The 18,100-nt window shown below is 46.0% G+C and carries 19 protein-coding genes; 1 reads left to right on the forward strand and 18 read right to left on the reverse strand.

Annotated elements, in window-relative coordinates:
- Positions 1-37 precede the first annotated feature (37 nt).
- From QS795_RS14100 to QS795_RS14110, 3 genes are all read right to left on the reverse strand, one after another.
- The gene (locus QS795_RS14100; RefSeq protein WP_286270539.1) at positions 38-1,513 is read right to left on the reverse strand and encodes an MFS transporter; all 1,476 of its coding nucleotides are present in this window, start codon (positions 1,511-1,513) and stop codon (positions 38-40) included.
- Between the two features lie 181 nt (positions 1,514-1,694).
- Positions 1,695-2,087 carry a hypothetical protein gene (locus QS795_RS14105; protein ID WP_286270538.1) on the reverse strand — a complete coding sequence of 131 codons (393 nt, stop codon included), beginning with the start codon at positions 2,085-2,087 and terminating at the stop codon, positions 1,695-1,697.
- Complete coding sequence (locus tag QS795_RS14110; protein WP_286270536.1) at positions 2,088-3,419, reverse strand: MFS transporter; 1,332 nt, start codon at positions 3,417-3,419, stop codon at positions 2,088-2,090.
- 98 nt (positions 3,420-3,517) lie between these two features.
- Between QS795_RS14110 and QS795_RS14115 the strand changes: the two genes are divergently transcribed.
- Positions 3,518-4,411: a LysR family transcriptional regulator gene (locus tag QS795_RS14115; protein WP_318626551.1), complete on the forward strand. Its 894-nt coding sequence runs from the start codon at positions 3,518-3,520 to the stop codon at positions 4,409-4,411.
- Here the strand turns inward: QS795_RS14115 and QS795_RS14120 are convergent, their stop codons facing one another.
- The 15 genes from QS795_RS14120 to hybA form a co-directional block, all read right to left on the reverse strand.
- Positions 4,412-5,008 carry an ATP-binding cassette domain-containing protein gene (locus QS795_RS14120; RefSeq protein WP_286270534.1) on the reverse strand — a complete coding sequence of 199 codons (597 nt, stop codon included), beginning with the start codon at positions 5,006-5,008 and terminating at the stop codon, positions 4,412-4,414. It lies immediately after the preceding gene.
- A 4-nt stretch (positions 5,009-5,012) separates the two neighbouring features.
- Positions 5,013-5,798, reverse strand: coding sequence for an ATP-binding cassette domain-containing protein (locus tag QS795_RS14125; RefSeq protein ID WP_286270532.1), 786 nt, complete (start codon positions 5,796-5,798; stop codon positions 5,013-5,015).
- Positions 5,792-6,604: an ABC transporter permease gene (locus QS795_RS14130; RefSeq protein ID WP_154627700.1), complete on the reverse strand. Its 813-nt coding sequence runs from the start codon at positions 6,602-6,604 to the stop codon at positions 5,792-5,794. Before QS795_RS14130 ends, QS795_RS14125 begins: the two co-directional genes overlap by 7 nt.
- Positions 6,601-7,569: an ABC transporter permease gene (locus tag QS795_RS14135; RefSeq protein ID WP_154603404.1), complete on the reverse strand. Its 969-nt coding sequence runs from the start codon at positions 7,567-7,569 to the stop codon at positions 6,601-6,603. The genes QS795_RS14130 and QS795_RS14135 overlap by 4 nt, the downstream gene beginning before the upstream one ends.
- Positions 7,569-9,149 (reverse strand): ABC transporter substrate-binding protein, encoded by a 1,581-nt coding sequence (locus QS795_RS14140; protein WP_286270529.1) that lies wholly within the window; start codon positions 9,147-9,149, stop codon positions 7,569-7,571. Before QS795_RS14140 ends, QS795_RS14135 begins: the two co-directional genes overlap by 1 nt.
- Before the next feature lie 70 nt (positions 9,150-9,219).
- Positions 9,220-10,245 carry a hydrogenase expression/formation protein HypE gene (gene hypE, locus QS795_RS14145; RefSeq protein WP_286270527.1) on the reverse strand — a complete coding sequence of 342 codons (1,026 nt, stop codon included), beginning with the start codon at positions 10,243-10,245 and terminating at the stop codon, positions 9,220-9,222.
- 1 nt (position 10,246) lies between these two features.
- Positions 10,247-11,359: a hydrogenase formation protein HypD gene (hypD, locus tag QS795_RS14150; protein ID WP_108478456.1), complete on the reverse strand. Its 1,113-nt coding sequence runs from the start codon at positions 11,357-11,359 to the stop codon at positions 10,247-10,249.
- Entirely contained in the window at positions 11,343-11,639 is a 297-nt protein-coding gene (hybG, locus tag QS795_RS14155; RefSeq protein WP_036956233.1) for a hydrogenase maturation factor HybG, read from the reverse strand. Before hybG ends, hypD begins: the two co-directional genes overlap by 17 nt.
- The gene (gene hypB / locus QS795_RS14160) at positions 11,630-12,715 is read right to left on the reverse strand and encodes a hydrogenase nickel incorporation protein HypB (protein ID WP_286270524.1); all 1,086 of its coding nucleotides are present in this window, start codon (positions 12,713-12,715) and stop codon (positions 11,630-11,632) included. Before hypB ends, hybG begins: the two co-directional genes overlap by 10 nt.
- A 126-nt stretch (positions 12,716-12,841) precedes the next feature.
- Positions 12,842-13,183: a hydrogenase maturation nickel metallochaperone HypA gene (hypA, locus tag QS795_RS14165; protein WP_154603408.1), complete on the reverse strand. Its 342-nt coding sequence runs from the start codon at positions 13,181-13,183 to the stop codon at positions 12,842-12,844.
- Positions 13,183-13,668, reverse strand: a complete 486-nt coding sequence (gene hybE, locus QS795_RS14170) for a hydrogenase-2 assembly chaperone (protein WP_108478511.1) — start codon at positions 13,666-13,668, stop codon at positions 13,183-13,185. Before hybE ends, hypA begins: the two co-directional genes overlap by 1 nt.
- 7 nt (positions 13,669-13,675) lie before the next feature.
- Positions 13,676-14,170, reverse strand: a complete 495-nt coding sequence (locus QS795_RS14175; RefSeq protein ID WP_286270520.1) for a HyaD/HybD family hydrogenase maturation endopeptidase — start codon at positions 14,168-14,170, stop codon at positions 13,676-13,678.
- Entirely contained in the window at positions 14,170-15,873 is a 1,704-nt protein-coding gene (hybC, locus tag QS795_RS14180) for a hydrogenase 2 large subunit (RefSeq protein ID WP_108478454.1), read from the reverse strand. The genes QS795_RS14175 and hybC overlap by 1 nt, the downstream gene beginning before the upstream one ends.
- Positions 15,870-17,057, reverse strand: coding sequence for a Ni/Fe-hydrogenase cytochrome b subunit (gene hybB / locus QS795_RS14185; protein ID WP_036956223.1), 1,188 nt, complete (start codon positions 17,055-17,057; stop codon positions 15,870-15,872). Before hybB ends, hybC begins: the two co-directional genes overlap by 4 nt.
- A complete protein-coding gene (hybA, locus tag QS795_RS14190; RefSeq protein WP_181477547.1) occupies positions 17,044-18,099 on the reverse strand; it encodes a hydrogenase 2 operon protein HybA in 1,056 nt (351 codons plus the stop codon). The genes hybB and hybA overlap by 14 nt, the downstream gene beginning before the upstream one ends.
- Position 18,100 lies beyond the last annotated feature (1 nt).

Consider the following 18,100-nt stretch of genomic DNA (forward strand, 5'->3'; position numbering starts at 1 on the left):
TCTACAAAATCAAACACCTGCTTCGGCAGGTGTTTTTTTATCGGTCACTTACTCTCAATTTTTGCTGGCGTTTAAACATTAACGCTAATGAAAGCAAAATGGCTAATGCTCCACCAAACATCGCTAAATTAAAACCCGAAACAAAGGCTGAGCGGGTTGCTTGCTCAATTATCGTCGACGAAAAAACCCCATGATGATTAACTAATTCGACAATCTGCTCAGTGGAAAACTGAGTATTAATCTGTTGATTACTCAGGAGTAAATCAACGGCTCGATGAGTCATTAGCGTGCCCAGTAAGGCGATACCCAGAGCCATACCTGTTTGTCTCAATGCATTCATCACCGCAGATGCCATCCCTGAATAAGCTTTTTCTACACTCGACATCACCAATGCGCCTATTGCCGGTGTTGCCATTCCCATGCCTGCCCCCAAAATAAATAACGTGGCCGCAATAGTGAAATAGTCGGTATCCGCATTCACTCGCGTCAATAACATGGATGACAGAGCTATCAGCAAGAAGCCAATAATCATAATGTTACGGACACTGTATCGCCCGGAAAACCGGCCGAAACTGAATGAAAACAGTGCCATCGCGATAAATTCTGGCGCCATCCGTAAACCCGCTTCAAATGCTCCCCAACCTTGCCCTTTCTGTAAAAACAACGCGATAAAAAATACATTACTGTAGGTAGCAAACCCGAGGGCAAATGACGCCATATTATATTGAAAAAAATCAGGGTTTTTCTTGAATAGATACAACGGTAATAGGGGGCGAGCCACCTTCAGCTCTACGGCAACAAACCCCAATAATGCCACAGCGCCAAGCGCTAAACTTCCCAGAGTCCATGGGCTATCCCAACCGAGATCCCCCGCTTCAATTAACCCATAGGTGATCCCACCAAGAGCAACAATACTCAACAACTGACCAACCGGATCCAATGCCGCCTTATCCGGATCAGCACTTTCCATAATCCCTAAGCCTCCCAGCACCAAAGTCAGCAAGCCAATCGGAATATTGATGATAAAGATGGTTGTCCAATCAAAGGTATCCACTAGAAAACCACCCAAAATCGGACCGATGATCAGTGATAACGCACTAACTGCCGACCAAATACCAATGACTTTAATTCGCTCAATGTCATTACTAAATGCCTGCGTAATAATGGATAACGCCCCTGGGATCAGCGCCGCGGCGGCAATGCCTTGAACAGCTCTTCCAAATAGCAACCACTGAATATTTGAGGCTAACGCACAGATTAACGACCCTAACGTAAAAATTGTGATCCCAACCAGCCAAACTTTCTTACGCCCATAACGATCGCTTAGCGGCCCGACGGAGAGGATCAATGCTGATAAGCACAGCGCATATGCATCTATAACCCATTGTAACATTGATAGATTCGTGGAAAGTTCTTGCCCTATTGCAGGGAGTGCGACATTCACAATACTGATATCGAGCGTCGCCATAAACGTCCCCAAACACACAGCGATAATCAGAAAAATTCGTTTCATTCTCTTATTCCCATATTCGATCTTTACCGTATGTTAGATCGCAACTGACCGACGGTCAATCAATATTGAGAATAAAAATCATTTGTAATTAAAACAAAGAATTCTTTGTTAGCTAACTATAAAAAAACGGCCTATTGGCCGTTTCATGTTCCACTAAGTAACTATTTTTTTAAAACTTGGGTTATTTCACCGGTGTTTCATGCAGGTATTTCCAAGTACATTTTTCATTTTCAACATGGATACACGCAGTTGAGATTCGTAACGACGAAATGCCTTCATTGGTCTGCAATTCTTGGTATTGTATCCAGCAATCACTCCCTACCTGCTGTATTGGCACTATATTCTGAATTGCGATAGTCAAATGAGGCTTTTTGCCAACATGTTGACTAAACAGCGCAGTGACATCTTTGTGGGTGATCCCCTGCCCTTGAATGGTGATCATTTTAAAATCCGGATCAAAGCTATTCAATAAAAGCGGCAAACTCTCTCCCTGATTGCGCCCTGTAAATACATCTTCAATAACCACATGTAAATCAATCACACTTTGTACTGCCAGCGACATTTTAGAGTCCATTTATTTTCCCCTAATAACTGAAATTAACGATAGCAGCCCCAGAATAGCTGCAATGAAAAACGTATATTGATAACGAACTAACTCCGATGAAAATGAAATAAGGTTAAAGAGGGAAATTAATACCACCGTCCCCACACTAAAGGCCACCTGACGGTTAATATTCCACAGCACGCTACCTTGCAATAAATCCTTATCTTTAAAGTCTATTAATGCACTGATTTGCGCCGTATTCGCACTGATCCCACCGCCTGTTCCCATTAATAAATAAGCCATAATGAGCAACATTAATTGGCTTTGGTTATCGACCCAAAACAGAGTCAAGATCCCAATGCTATGCACAACGATACCTGTAATAAATAGGCTTCGCTTACCCAGACGATGATAAAAATAGCCGCCAGTTACCATGGAAATCAGAGCACCCGCCGCATACACCAACATAAACATGCCCGTTTGTTGTGCATTAAATCCGATGTTATTTTGGAGGTTAAATATGTTCAGTAAATTAACGCCCGTAAAAATTCCCGGCACCGCGTAATAAACAATAAAACCATTACGTAAATTATAATTTTTGAGTAATTGCAGGTTTAAAATCGGTGCTCGGCATTTCTTTGCGTACTGTAAATAGACAATCAGCAAAGCGGCAGAAAGCGAAAAACTCAATAATCCGAGAGCTAAACTTTGATAATCATTATAAAGAGAGAATGACATCAATAAGCTCAGTAAACTGAAACTGACTAACAGCAAACCAATAATATCAGGCTTTTCTCGTACCTGTTTTTCACTGGATTTTACCCAGCCCCAAGCCAACAGTACCGCCAGCAATGAAAACGGAAGATTAGCAAAGAATACCCATCGCCAAGAAAGAGAATCGATAATCATGCCACCAATTGCCGGAGAAAATGCTGGGGCAATTAAAGCAACCGTCATAATCATCGTCGATATCTTTTGGCGTTCTTGATTAGGAAATAGAGCAAATACTAAAGCCTGCCCAACAGGAATTAGTAATCCCCCTGCAATTCCCTGAATAAAGCGCCAGAAAATCAAACTATAAATAGAATCACTAAATCCACATAGCCCAACGGAAAGGGAAAATAGCAGCATCGAATAAGCCAGTAACTTACGCTCCCCCAAACGACCCGCTAACCACAGGCTAACTGGCATAATGAGCACGAGTCCTAAAATATAGGCATTCGCCACCCAAGAGACCATCGACTGGCTCGCCGAAAATGCCGAAGCGATGTCTGGCAATGCAATGGCAGACATAAAAATATTAATACAATCAATGAAAAAGCCGAGAAGAAATACTGTAGCGATTTGATAACGGTATGACATAGCTACCTCCGGTCGCAAAGAGTAGAGTGCAACCCTTCTCCTGTCGATACAAAGGAAGTAAAATCATTGTTTAACACAACCAAACAACCGAGCGGATTATGCAAAAAAATCTCAAGCAAATTACCAGCTTTCTTCAAGTTGTCGATTCTGGTTCATTTACCAAAGCCGCAGAAGTCTTAGAGCTAAGCCGTTCGATGGTCAGTATTGATGTTAAACAGCTCGAAAAAAGCTTAAATGTCAGCTTATTGGTGCGAAATACCCGCAATATTGCGCTCACTGAGGTGGGAAAATATTTCTACGATGATTTTAAACGGATTCAATTACAGATAGAGGAAGCCTTTGAGAGAAGTCAAAATTTAGCAACCAACATAACTGGCACATTACGTTTCTCTTCAACCAATGAATTTGGCCAGCGTTACATTTTGCCTTTGCTCCCAGCATTTTGCCGGCAATACCCTCAACTGCGCCTACAATACAGCTTTAATTCTTCTTTTGATGATTTATTGGCTGAAAAGCTGGATATTGCGATTCGATTAGGGAATTTAAAAAATTCATCATTAAAATCCCGTAAGATCGGAGAATATGCAATTTATTTGGTCGCCACACCACAATTTACCAATCAATATTCCATTAAAAATATCGAGGACTTAGCGCATATTCCGTGGGTCACACATTCACTACTGAATTTACAAGATAGCCAATATATTCTACAAAATCGCCATGGCGAAAAATTTGGGTTGCCCCTATTAAACAGCCAATATGAATCCAACTCCGCAGAGACTATCCGTCAACTGGCACTCGCTTCATTAGGTGCCGCGATTTGCCCCGCATGGCTGGTTGAAGAGGATTTAAAAGCACAACGATTAGTACGCTTGTTGCCTGAATTCGAGCTACCGAAACAAAACATTCAATTGCTCTATCCCAATACCCAAACTCTACCCGCCAAGACACGGGCATTTATTGAGTTTTTGGTTGATAAAATGCAGCAGTGACTATGCGCTCGCCACCGCCCACACCTTGGTACAAACCTTCTCCAGCAGCGCTTTATTGTGGCTAAAAATAATCATCGCGAGGGGGCGTTGCTGTGAAATACGGATCAAATGCTGCCACACTTCCTTTTGAAGATGGGCATCTAATTGAGCCGTGATTTCATCGGCGATCAACACTTTAGTACGAGGATCGAGAGCACGAAGTAAAGCTACCCGCGCCAGTTCTCCGCCCGATAACTCGCTGGGGCGTCGCTCTAACCATTGCGGTTTAATAGAAAGGTAATCTAACCATTGGGCATCCGGTTCCCACGCATCACGAACACTGGAACCTACGGTACGATAAGGATTAAAGCTTTTTTCTGGGTGCTGCGGGACTAGCTGAATAGGGCAATAACCGCGATGAGGAACAGGTTCACCATTCAATAAAACTTGCCCATCAGTGGGCTTTTGCCACTGCCCAAGCACACGTCCTAGCGTCGTTTTCCCAAATCCACTGGGAGCGGAAATACCCAGTCGCTCATTGTCTGCCAATGACAAATTCAGGTTATCCCACAGTACCCTACCCGCTTGCTCAATACGCAGATTTTGAATCTCTAGCATCTGGCTACCTCCACTCATCCAACATCATAAATTGATGTTCAGGCAAGGCATTCCATAGCGATTGGATCCATTGCCCACCACCACCTTGTTTGAGTTTTTGGCTACTCAGTACTTCTTCAAGCGCACCATTACGCAGTAGTGCCACGCGATCGGCGAAACGCACTGCCATAGAAAGGTCATGGGTTACCCACAATACACCGCGACCATCGCGACACAGGGATTTAATATTATCGAGCAATTGTACCGCATGTTCATCATCCAGCCATGAAGAGATCTCATCAGCGAGAATATATTCCGCGCGAGAAAGCGTGGCGCTGCTCGCCAGTACCCTTTTAGCCATTCCCCCTGAGAGCTGGCTTGGGTAGTGATTCACTAGGCTCGATTGCAAACTGTACTCTTGTAGGTGTCGTGCGACATCGTGCATTTTTATATGCTTCCCGCTAAGTACCGCGGCGCGTTCTAGCTGAGGGCCAATCTGAATTAATGGATTTAACGCGCTCACACCTTGAGGCACGTAACACAACGAATTCCCGCGATACTGGGATTTGGTTTTCTCTGTCAGGGCTTGACCATTCAGTTCGATATTCCCTTTACAGCGCATATTGTCTGGCAATAATCCTAATGCGCTTTGTAGCAATAAACTTTTACCTTCACCACTACTGCCAATCAGCGCCACCATTTCGCCAGGTTGAATATCTAGCGAAATATCTTGCAGTAATGGAGACCATTGCTTTTTACCCAACCAACGATATTGCGCCACATCAATGGTCAGATTTTCAAATTTCAGCATGTTGCTCCCCTTAACCACAATTGTTGAGCCGATTTCGCAAATTGGTCAAATAGCAGGACTAACCCCATCAATGCCGCACCGGGGAAAACCACCATCCACCACGCACCTGTACTCAAATAACGTAACGCTTCAGAAAGCAAAATACCCAGTGATGGCTCATGGGGTGCGAGCCCAAACCCCAGGAAACTTAATGCCGCGCTGTGTAACACGGAATGCGGAAACATCAATAATGTTCCGACCATCCATTGAGGAAGCAGCATCGGTAAATAATGGTAGCGTAAACGCTCAAATGCGCTGTTGCCAATACGATGGGATAGCATGATGTAATCCGTTTGCTGAACCCGCAGCAGTTCAGAACGTAGAATCAGCGTTAATTTAGGCCAATGGGTTAATGCCACCGCCCAAATCACGCCCATTTTCCCGCCGCCTAGCGTAAAGCAAATCAGTACCAATAATAGTAAATGTGGTAGAGCGAGTAACGCGTCAATAATGCCGCGCACTACATAATCCATGCTTTTATTGAGCGAAGATAACCCCGCCATCACCAAGGCGATAATGCCACTGGTGATCGAGGCGGTTAAACCAATTTGTAAACTGGTGGCCAGCCCTTGAAATGTACGTTCAAATAAATCGCGCCCTAAATTGTCTGTTCCAAATAAATGCAACAATGACGGCGCTTGTCGCCTATCGAGCAAGCTCATTTCAATATCAGAAGAGAGCAGCCAAAAGGCGTAGCTACCTAATAAAATCAGGCAACTTAATGAAAGGAGTAGTTTGATCAGAGCGCGATTCGGATTATAGGTCATGATTCTCTTATCACTCCCTTATTCACCCGTTTTAATAGCAAATCTGCCATCGTATTACTGAAGAAAATCAGTACGGCACAGAGCATCACAATCCCCATTAACAATGGCACATCTCCACGTAAGCCTGCATCAATAGTGGCTTGTCCTAACCCTGGGTACGCAAACACTTTCTCTGCTAATAATGCACCACTAAAAAGCTCGCCAACAGAGGCAAACTGCAAGCAAATCGCAGGTGTGATAGCGTGTTTAAGCACATGGAAGCCCATCATTGACCAGCCTTTATCCCCTTGCGCTTGTGCATAATGAATAAACTCGCTGTTCATCACTTCAGCCACTTTGGCGCGGGTATGCAAAGCAATGGTGCCGACCCCCAGCATTCCGAGGGCAATGACGGGTAAAATTAAATGCTGAATTTTTTGTGAAAATGTGGCGGTCTGTTCATCGAGGCCAATCGGCCATGCACAGCAAATTGGCGCCCATTTTAGGGAAACCGCAAACAAGGAAAGCAGCAATAAACCTATCCAAAAGACGGGAATTGAAGCGAGTAAATAACAAAATGCCGAAATGATTTTGTCAGGCCAGCGGTTTAAGTAGCGCCCTGCGACTAATCCAAGCCCAAACCCGACCACACCGGAAAATACCCACGCACTGCCGAGCAATGCGAGTGAAGGAACAATACGGTCAGAAATCACTTGTAAAACAGGGGTATTGTATAGCATCGAATACCCCAAATCCCCTTGAAGCATTTGTGAAAACCAGCGCCAGAACTGCATCCAGAGCGGTTGATCAAGCCCCCAACGCGCCGCAATCAGCGGATATTGCTCCGGGGGCACATGCATCAAGTCGTTACCAATATAGGCTTTGATCGGATCAATCGGCGAGTAACTTAGCAGGATAAAAATCCCCAGCGCGGTTACCGTTAATAAGCAGATAAATCGCAATAAAAGCCCAAAGGTTGTTCGCATTACTTACAAGTCCACTTCCATTCATCGACGTTATTTAACACAGACCAAGAGCCGTGAATTTCAGGGGCACTTTTACCTAAATCAACGCATTGATTTGATAAGTAAATATGCTGAACATTCATCAACCATGCCCATGCTGCATCCCCTTGGATACCAACGCCTACTTTGCCATTCCAGTCCACTTGCTGCCATAGCGGGATAGCGGCATCTTGGTCCGGTTGGCGTAGCGCTTCTTCGATAATTTCATCCACCGCTGGGTTTTTATAGTAACCCGCATTGTAGAAGCCGACACCAGCGGCTTTGCTACTGTAGTTATGGACTAACTCCATTGGATCGAGGCTACCCCAACCAAACAGTGTCGGATTGGCATGCATATGCAATTCAACGGTTTCCCAACTGCCTGATTTTAAATCCATTTCAATACCGAGCGGTTTTAAGCTTGAGCGAATGGCTTGCGCTAAATCACGGCGAGTCGTGTCCCCACTGGCATACCATAGGGTTAATTTCGCTACTTTGCCGTTTTTCTCTCTTAAACCCTCTTTATTCAGCTTCCAGCCAGCCTCTTCCAAAATGGCTTTCGCTTTGTCTAAATCCCCATCTTTGAATGACGACTTAGGGTTATTCCAAGGTAACCCAGCGACACCGGTATAAGCAGGGACAGCAAAACCTTCAAGAACAGATTCCGCCAACAGCTTGCGGTCTAATGCATAGTTAATGGCTTTACGAATAGCTACATCGGAGGTGATATCGTTACCAATTGGGTTGCCCTGCGCATCTTTTTCGCCAGCAGGTGGAATAGGGAATGAGATCCCACGGTTTTCCACGCTGTAACGCTCAATCAACTTCATGTTAGGGACATTATTGGCGTTGCTTGCCACTGCTGGTGGAATGCGTACAACCTCAAGCTGAGCGCTCTGTGCAGCAGCAAATGCGGCATCTTCATCAAGGAACACAAACACCATTTTGCCGTAATCATTTTTAGGACCGGCATAGTAAGGGTTTTGCTCAACAATCAGTTGTTGACCCGGTTGGAAAGCCACTAAACGGTATGGACCTGCCCCAATCGGCTTATGCGCGTAAGTTTTTGCATCGTACTTATCCGCAGAGACGATCCCTAACGATCCCAACACGTTGATAAAGGTACTTTGCGGGGAGGATAAAGTGATTTTCACGGTCAACGGATTAACTTCTTCGGCTTTCGCGAAGTTACCCATATCCACTTTACCGCCGCTCGCTGCCGCATTGTTGTAGCTGAAGACCACATCCTTTGCCGTTAACGGTGAGCCATCCGAGAATTTCAGATCCTTTTTCAAGGTCAGTATCCACTCTTTACCATCTGCATTATGCGTGTAGCTTTCGAGCATATAACTGTGCCAAGAAAGATCCGCTTTTTGCTTTAAGAGTGGGCTATGCAGGAGCAAGTAACTACCGTGGCTCCAACCCAACATTGGGTCAAAACCTTCTGTGGGTTCTGCGCCAATGGCAAGTCGTAAAGTGTGTGTCGATGATGCGGGCTCAGCCGCTTGTGCTTGCAGGGTTAATCCCATTAAACACATGGCAACCGCTAATTTTTTAATCATATATCCCTCTAATCGGTGATTTTTTCATTTCGGTACCGTTTTCAGGTACCGTTTATTAGGGTACAAATAACTAACAAATTCGAGGTAATGGCTCGCTATGTGGCAAATCTAACAGTCGGGAAGCGCCAAAAATACCCACCAGCTTCACCTGTTTATTCTCTGTCACACAACCAATGGTTTTGGCATTAACGCCTAATGGATGTTGATGTAATGTGGCTAAAACTTGCTGTTCAGCTTCAGGTTTCACCACAATCACTAATTTGCCTTCGTTGGCAAAATTAAGAGGTTCTAAGCCTAATAATTCGCACACTCCACGAACGGCGGAAGATACGGGTAAATCCCCTTCGTTGATGGAAATACCGCAGCCACTGGCCTGCGCAAACTCATGCAAAATGGCATTCACACCACCACGAGTGGCATCACGGAGTGCACGAACACCGTCAATATCACGTAGAGGCTCAATAATCGGAGTTAAAACCGCACAATCGCTGCTGAGTTGCCCTTCTAAGCCGAGCTGTTCACGCAAGTTTAAAATGGTCGCACCATGGTCGCCCAGTGTTCCACTGACAATCACTTTATCTCCCGCTTGAATTTGCTGAGCGCCCCAATGAATTTCGGTTGGGATCACACCAATGCCTGCAGTATTGATAAACACTTTATCCGCCGCGCCACGCTGTACAACCTTGGTATCCCCTGTCACGATCTGCACTCCCGCCGCTTTAGCGGTTACCGCCATGGATTCCACAATGGTTTGCAAATCTGACAATGGCAGACCTTCTTCAAGGATAAAACCGCAAGAGAGGTATTTGGGAACAGCACCGCTAACCGCGACGTCATTCACCGTACCGCAAACTGCCAGTTTCCCAATATTGCCACCGGGGAAAAAAATAGGGTCAATAACATAGCTATCAGTACTGAATGCTAAACGGTCACCTAATGCGGTCATTTCTGCCAGAGAAAGGCGCGCTTGGTCTTCACGTTCATCGAGAGCTTGGTTAGCGAAAGCCTGTAAAAACAGCTGTTCAATCAGCTGCTGCATGGCTAGGCCACCGCTACCATGAGCCATAGTAACCACATTTTTAGAATCCGAGCTCATTTTACGCCTCCCGACGATATTGGTAATACGCGGCGCAGGCTCCTTCAGAAGAGACCATCAACGCGCCAAATGCCGTTTGTGGTGTACAACGTTGCCCAAACAGCGGGCATTCATTTGGTTTACAGCGCCCCGTGAGCACATCACCACAACGTGCTTGAGGGTCATCCGACACTTGATGAGGCTGGATATTAAAACGCAGCTCCGCATCGAATGTTTGGTAATCAAGGGTTAACTGCACACCTGAACCCGCAATTTCGCCTAATCCGCGCCACTCACTAGTGGCTTTCAGTTCAAACACATCATCCAAGGCTTTCAGTGCCAGCAAGTTGCCTTCATCCGCCACAATGCGCTTATATTGGTTTTCTACCTCACAGCGACCATCCGCAATTTGATCCACCAGCATGGCAAGAGATTGCAAAATATCGAGGGGTTCAAACCCTGTAACTACCAGCGGTTTATGGAATTCTTGGGTAATAAATTGATAAGGATGGGCGCCAATCACCATACTGACGTGACCCGGCGCAAGGAAGCCATCAATTCGCACATCAGGCTGTTCAAGCAGGCTACGAAGGGTTGGGATAATAGTGATATGTTGGCAAAATACCGAAAAGTTTTTCACTTGGCGTAAACGCGCTTGTTGTAGTGTCAGTGCGGTACTCGGCATGGTGGTTTCAAACCCCAAACCGAAAAACACCACTTCACGTTCAGGGTTTTGCTGGGCAAGATTTAACGCGTCTAAAGGTGAATAAACGATCCGCACATCCGCCCCGCGGCGTTTCGCGTCCAGCAAAGAGCCATTTTTACCCGGCACACGCATCGCATCGCCATAAGTGCAGAAAATCACTTCAGGACGTTCAGCAATTTCAATGCAGCCATCAATTCGTCCCATCGGCAGTACACAGACAGGGCAGCCTGGTCCGTGCACAAATTCAATTTCAGGAGGAAGAAGCTGGTCGATACCAAACTTAAAGATAGCGTGGGTGTGACCACCGCACACTTCCATTAACTGCAATGGGCGCTGCTTGGCTCTTGGGATATCCGCAATACGCTTGCGGATATGCGCCAATAAGGCTTTTGCCAAGGCTGGGTCGCGAAACTCATCGACGTACTGCATCTGTTGCTCCCGAATTTAGCCCTGTAAAGTCCCCCACTTCATGGTCTAACTGGCTCATCGCCGTTAGCGCATCAAGGGTGGCTTGAGCCTCTTCTTCGTTAATCACACTCATTGCAAAGCCAACGTGTACCAAGACCCATTGGCCTAGCAGATCTGCCGTGTCACCTTCACAAATTAGCCCAATGTTCACGTCGCGTTTTACTCCACAAACATCAACTTGCGCCAATTGGTGGACATCTTCGCCCACCGCAACGATTTTACCCGGTATTCCTAAGCACATAGCTGAGTCTCCAGCCATGCTAACCAAGCATCCATCCCTTCACCGCTAGTGGCAGAGACTTTGATCACTTGGATATTCGGATTCACCCGTTTTGCATTAGCAATGCATGCTTCGACATCAAAATGCAGGTACGGCAGCAAGTCGATTTTATTGAGGATCATAATGTCTGATGCCGCAAACATATGCGGGTATTTCAAGGGTTTGTCTTCACCTTCAGTGACAGACAGCACCGCAACTTTATGACGTTCCCCCAGATCAAAACTTGCCGGACAGACTAAGTTCCCAACGTTTTCAATGAATAGCAGGCTGTTCTCATCCAAACCTAAACGGTCAACCGCATCATGCACCATTTGCGCATCTAAGTGGCAGCCTTTACCGGTATTAACCTGAATGGCAGGTACACCCGTTTCACGAATACGCTGAGCATCATTGGTGGTCTGCTGATCCCCTTCAATCACCGCGCAGTTCAATTTGTCACGCAGACGCAATAAGGTTTCAGTCAGTAAGGTAGTTTTACCGGAGCCAGGGCTTGAAACGAGGTTCAATGCCAAAATATTTTTTGCCGCAAAATCTTCGCGGTTATGCTCGGCTAGATGGTTGTTTTTATCCAGAACATCCATCTCAATTTGTAACATACGTTTTTGGCTGATACCCGGCGCATGAGTTCCCGCTTCACCTTGTCCATAATCGAGGTCATGGTGGTCACCTGCGGGGGCAAAAGTGGATTCCGCTTCATGGCTATGGTCATGAGCATGATCATGGGAATGCGGATGCTCGTGCTTATGTTTATGCTTATGTTTTTCAATCTTCACACCACAGGTTTCGGGCTCAGATTGATAGTAGTGGTTCACATCACCTTGATGATAATAATGGTGATGAATAATCACCGTTTTACCACTATGTTCTGCTGCATGACTGTGGTCGTGGTGATGATGGTCGTGGTCATGATGATCATGGGCATGCCCATGAGAATGATGGTGATCATGTCCATGGTGGTGGTCATGATCATGGTGATGTTGATGCTCATCACCTTCAATTCTGCGCTCTCCCGAAGCACAGCCACAAGTACTACACATAATGATTACTCCATAAGTGAGTGATGAAGTTAGCTTAGTGCAACATCAGAAAAATAGGTTGATTCACCGCAAGGTCAATTCACAATTTTCGCTCTAAATCACACAAAAGGTTCTTAGATCAAAAATCTATTCGATTTCTAATTCTTTGATTCGCAGGCTGTCACCGTTCTCAACTTTGAGGTTAAAACCGTGACATTTAGGGCAAGCGGCGTCGTGAGTGTGAACATCAACACTTTCACTACAATCCCAACACCATGCTTGAGCAGGACGATACAGGATATGCAATTGACTACCGTGTGCCACAGTTCCGCGGCACGCGATATCAAAACAAAAACGAAGGGCGCTCTCTTCAATACAAGAGAGCGCGCCAATTTCCAACCAAACGCCGGTCACCTTTTTCACCTGATGCTGTCTTACTTGCTGTTCAATGATCTCAACAGCACTTTGGCATAAAGAGACTTCATGCATTATTGGTCTCCCAGATAACGAGCGAACACAGCGCGACGTTCCGGTGATTTAGGGACATTGGGATCCGTCACAGGTAAAGAAAGCAACATCCGCGCGCAGTCATCAGCCAGATGTTCACCCTGCGTTGCAGTTAGCTTTCTGTCTAATGGCGACATTAATGAACACGCCAAATATTGAGTTAGTCCTTCCAGTTCCCCAACGGTGTAAGTCATTTCGCCGTAAGGGAGAATCAAACCGAGTTTCTCCCCAACAACACGATGCTCCCAATATTGGTCAGGACCCGGCAGGATGATCGCACTCAACATCCAAGGGGTAATAACCGCCCCTACCCATTGATTTTCAAATAACGAAAATGCACTGGCATAGATGCCCATCGTCGGATGCAAGAAGGACAAATCATGCATCGATTGCTGAGCAACTCGTTCAAAAGCAGCCTGAACTAACGGCTGCGGATTTTGAGAGTAACCTTGGATCTCTTTTGGCATGGATTCATTAGGCATGGAGACACTCTTCTTTTGCGATAATCTCTAACCCTTCACTGCGTAGCACTTCGATCACTTTTTGCAGTGCAGGCTCTAATGCAGCTTGCCCCGTCGCCGTTAAACCGATATTCGGTTCTAACGATTCAGGCACAATCCCCACCAGTGTCAGACGCTTTGGAAACTCATCGGTTAGGTGCAGCGCCGATAACACATCGGAAAGCCCTAACTGATGGGGTGAGATTTTGCGGGTAAACAGCGCGGGTACTTCGGCATCGCGCAGAACTAAAATGCTGCCAGGCTGCTGACTCGACAGCACCACATCCGCAATAATCAGATGGTCGCGATCCGCCATGGCGCCAATCAGCTCCATACCAGCCGTTCCACCATCCAATACCTCAACACATTCTGGTAAGTGATAACGTTTTTCGAGTGCTTCAACAATGCGCACGCCGATGCCTTCATCACTCAGCAAAATATTACCAACACCTAAGACTAATATACGCATTACAGCACCTTCACCTTGGTCACTTCGGAGCCTTCTGTATCGACAATATGCACAGCACAAGACATGCATGGGTCGAAGGAGTGGATCGTTCTGACGACTTCCAATGGTTTAGATGGGTCTGCCACCGTAGTTCCGACTAACGCTTGCTCATAAGGGCCCGGCTCATCATTGAAATTACGTGGGCCTGAGTTCCATGTGGATGGAACAACGGCTTGATAGTTTTCGATTTTACCGTCTTTTACGACAACCCAGTGGGATAACAGACCGCGAGGCACTTCACCAAAACCAACCCCTTTAATCACCGTATCTTGTGGGAAGTTTGGCTTGATAAAAGTGGTGTGATCGCCTTTACCAATGTTATCTACCAGTGCTTGCCATTGAATCGACAGGGTTTCGTTTAATACGCAGCAACGAACAGTACGACCGATAATACGACCTAATGTTGATTCGAGTTGGTCTTTGGTGATCGTGTTGCCTGTTAAGGTTTGATATAAACCGACGACATCATTAAAGTGTTTTTCAGTTGGTTCATGTTTCGCTGCCAGTTTGCACAGCAAATCAGCTAATGGGCCCACTTCCACGGTTTTATCATAGAAAGTTGGCGCTTTAACCCAAGAGTATTTACCGTCATCTTCCCAGCCAGTGTAGTCAGGAATAGTGGTACCTTCCCAAGGGGCTTGCGGCTCATTATCTTTGTACCAAGCATGCTTGCTGCTCTCTTTAATACCGTTAATCAGGTATTCGTCAGTGTGGCTAGTGATTGGGCGATAAGTACTGAAATCCCCATTTTCCAGATAACCACCCGGTAGCAAGAAGCTGCCATTTTTGTTGTCCATTGGCATTTCAGGCACGCACATATAATGTTTGGCACCTTTACCCATTTCTAACCATTCAGGATAACCCGATGCAATCACTGCCGCGTCGATTTTGTATACTTGCTCGATAAAATCCCCTAAACGGTCAATAAAGGATTTCACGTACATTAAGCGCTCAAGGTTAAGCACCCCAAGACCATCAAGGTTGATTGGGTTAGCAACACCGCCCACCGCTAAGTTTTGAATATGCGGTGTTTTACCGCCCAGCAGTGCCACGATGCGGTTAGCATCACGCTGGCATTCCAATGCTTGCAGGTAGTGAGCCACCGCAATTAAGTTCACTTCAGGCGACAATTTCATCGCTGGGTGACCCCAATAGCCGTTGGCAAAAATACCTAACTGACCACTGGCAACTAGATCTTTAATTTTGTTTTGAACGCGGGTGAACTCTTCAGGGCTGTTTAGCGACCATGTTGAGACCCCTTTAAGCATATTAGCCGCTTTGGTTGGATCAGCTTTTAATGCAGATGTAATGTCTACCCAGTCCAATGCAGATAATTGATAGAAGTGCACAATATGGTCTTGGATAGTGTGCGCCGCCAAAATCATATTACGGATATATTGTGCGTTAACAGGCACTTCAAGATTTAGTGCGCTTTCAATAGTACGCACAGAAATGATCCCGTGAACCGTGGTACATACCCCACAAATACGCTGCATGATCATCCATGCATCGCGGGCATCTTTCCCTTTTACGATCTCTTCCATACCACGCCACATGGTGCCGGATGCCCACGCTTTAGTGACTTTTCCATCTTCGATTTCGCAATCAATGCGTAAGTGACCTTCGATACGAGTTACCGGGTCGATAGTTATACGTTGGCTCATGCTTTACCTCGGGCCTGAGAAGGACTTGAATTAGATTTTTTTATTGCTGGAATAATCGGTAATAGGCGAACTAACAAGATGTATGCGCACACCTCGATGGCCACAAAACCGATGGAAATTAATATCTCTTCTGCGGTTGGGAAATAGTCATATCCACCGCCAGGATTGAAGGCGATCAGTGAGTAGCTCATACGCCATAGCGCAGAACCCAATAACATGCTTAATCCACTGATATATAACCATCTTGAGTCAGTACGCAGGGATGGCATACGGAAGATAATCAGCGGGATCACCATTAATGCAGTCTCAATCCAGAACATCATGGCGTAGAAATCCATCGCCATCACATAGTGCATCTTGCCGCGGTAAATCAACTCACCGAAACGGCAAACCAAGAACAGCACTAAGAACACTTGAAGGATATTGGTTAACTTAACAAACAGTGGTCGTTCATCAGCCCCTTGCCCTTTTAACGCTGACTGCAATAAAGAGCCTTCAAAAATCACAATGGAGAAACCCATAATAAAGGCGGTCAGTAGCGATAATAGCGGCAACATTTCATAGCTTTGCCAAATCGGATGAACCTTATGCCCTGCGGCAATCATCAGTGAACCCATGGAAGATTGGTGCATCATTGGCAGTAACGCACCCAATGCAATGATGAAAAACATCACTTTATTCAGGCGTTTTAATGACACTTTCCAATTAAAGCGTTCACAAATTGCAGGGGCAAACTCCAGCGCCATCACACCGATGTAGATAGTCATACATACCGCGGTTTCAAACAGCACGGAGTTAGTATTAAAGTACCCCGGAATATAGAAATAAGGCAGGTTCCAGTAGCGACCCACGTCGATAGTGATAGACAAACCACCGAGAGAGTAACCAAACAGACTTGCCAGCAGTGCAGGACGCACTAACGGATGATATTCACCGCGGTTAAAGACATACACTGCCCACGCTAACGCCCATCCACCACAAGCAAAACCAGTACCAATCAGTAAGTCGAAGGCAATCCAGATCCCCCATGGGTATCCACCGTTCAGATCAGAAACTGAACCCAGCCCAAAGACTAAACGTTTTACAATCAAAATCAGGCACAGGATGACGAACGGTCCGAAGACAATCACTGGCCAACTGACTAAACGCCCACCTAGCGGCTGCTCTTTATCATGCGTTGCCATTAGAGTCGTCCCCCTTGTCCTTATGATTTTGGTCGTCATGATTTTGGTCGTCATGCGTTTTATTGCCATGAGACTTGTCGTCATGAGAATCATGATTCTTGGTATTGCGATACACTAAGAAACTCAGTCCCGCTAATGCCGCGAGAGGCAGAACCATGCCTTTATACAAGGTGTGCTGAACATTCTCAGAACGTGCACCAGTTGCCAGTTCGTCTAACTCTGGCAGTCCCAGATTTTGATATGGCACGCCAGAAAGCACCATGACCTGAGTACCACCGCCTTCCAATTCACCGTAAATATGTTGCTGGTATTTTGGTGCTGGCATCACGTTCGGGTCATTGTGATGGACGGTTTGGCGAGGGAAGCCGTACTCTTCGCCCACTTTCAGCGATAAACGTTTTTTCGCTTCGGCGAGAAGCTCTTCACGGGTACCAAAAATCACCGCACCAGTTGGGCACACTTCAACACAACCCGGTAAACCACCTTTATCTAAGCGTTCTACGCCTTTTTGGTTACACAGTTCACATTTATGGATGGCACCAAATTTGTCGTCATAAGCATATTTAGGAATGTTGAATGGACAACCCACCATGCAATAACGGCAACCCGTACAGATATCTGGGTCGTAATGCACGATGCCTGTTTTTGGATCTTTGGTGAGCGCAGAAACAGGGCAAACAGAGACGCAGTTAGGATCAACACAATGCATACATTGTTTTTTAATGTAGGCGTAACCGTCTTTTTCCTGATCTTTATGCAAGCCTGAACCATCGCTCCAAACTTGAATCACGTTGTTGGTGTATGGCGTCAGTTTGTCATTATTTGACCATGTTTGAGGTCCAACAGGATTGCGCTCAGGATGGTTAATATCCTGACACTTGGTGACGCACGCCTGACAACCGACACAGAGTGTCGAGTCATACAACATACCCAACGCATTCGGAATTGGCGGCCTATTTTCCGCTCCCGCCAAGCTCGGCGAAGTGGTGCTTGCAAGCAGCGCCCCCCCAGCTGAGAGCTTAAGGAAATTTCGTCTATCCATG

This window comes from Providencia zhijiangensis (assembly GCF_030315915.2).
Classification (GTDB): Bacteria; Pseudomonadota; Gammaproteobacteria; order Enterobacterales; family Enterobacteriaceae; genus Providencia; species Providencia zhijiangensis.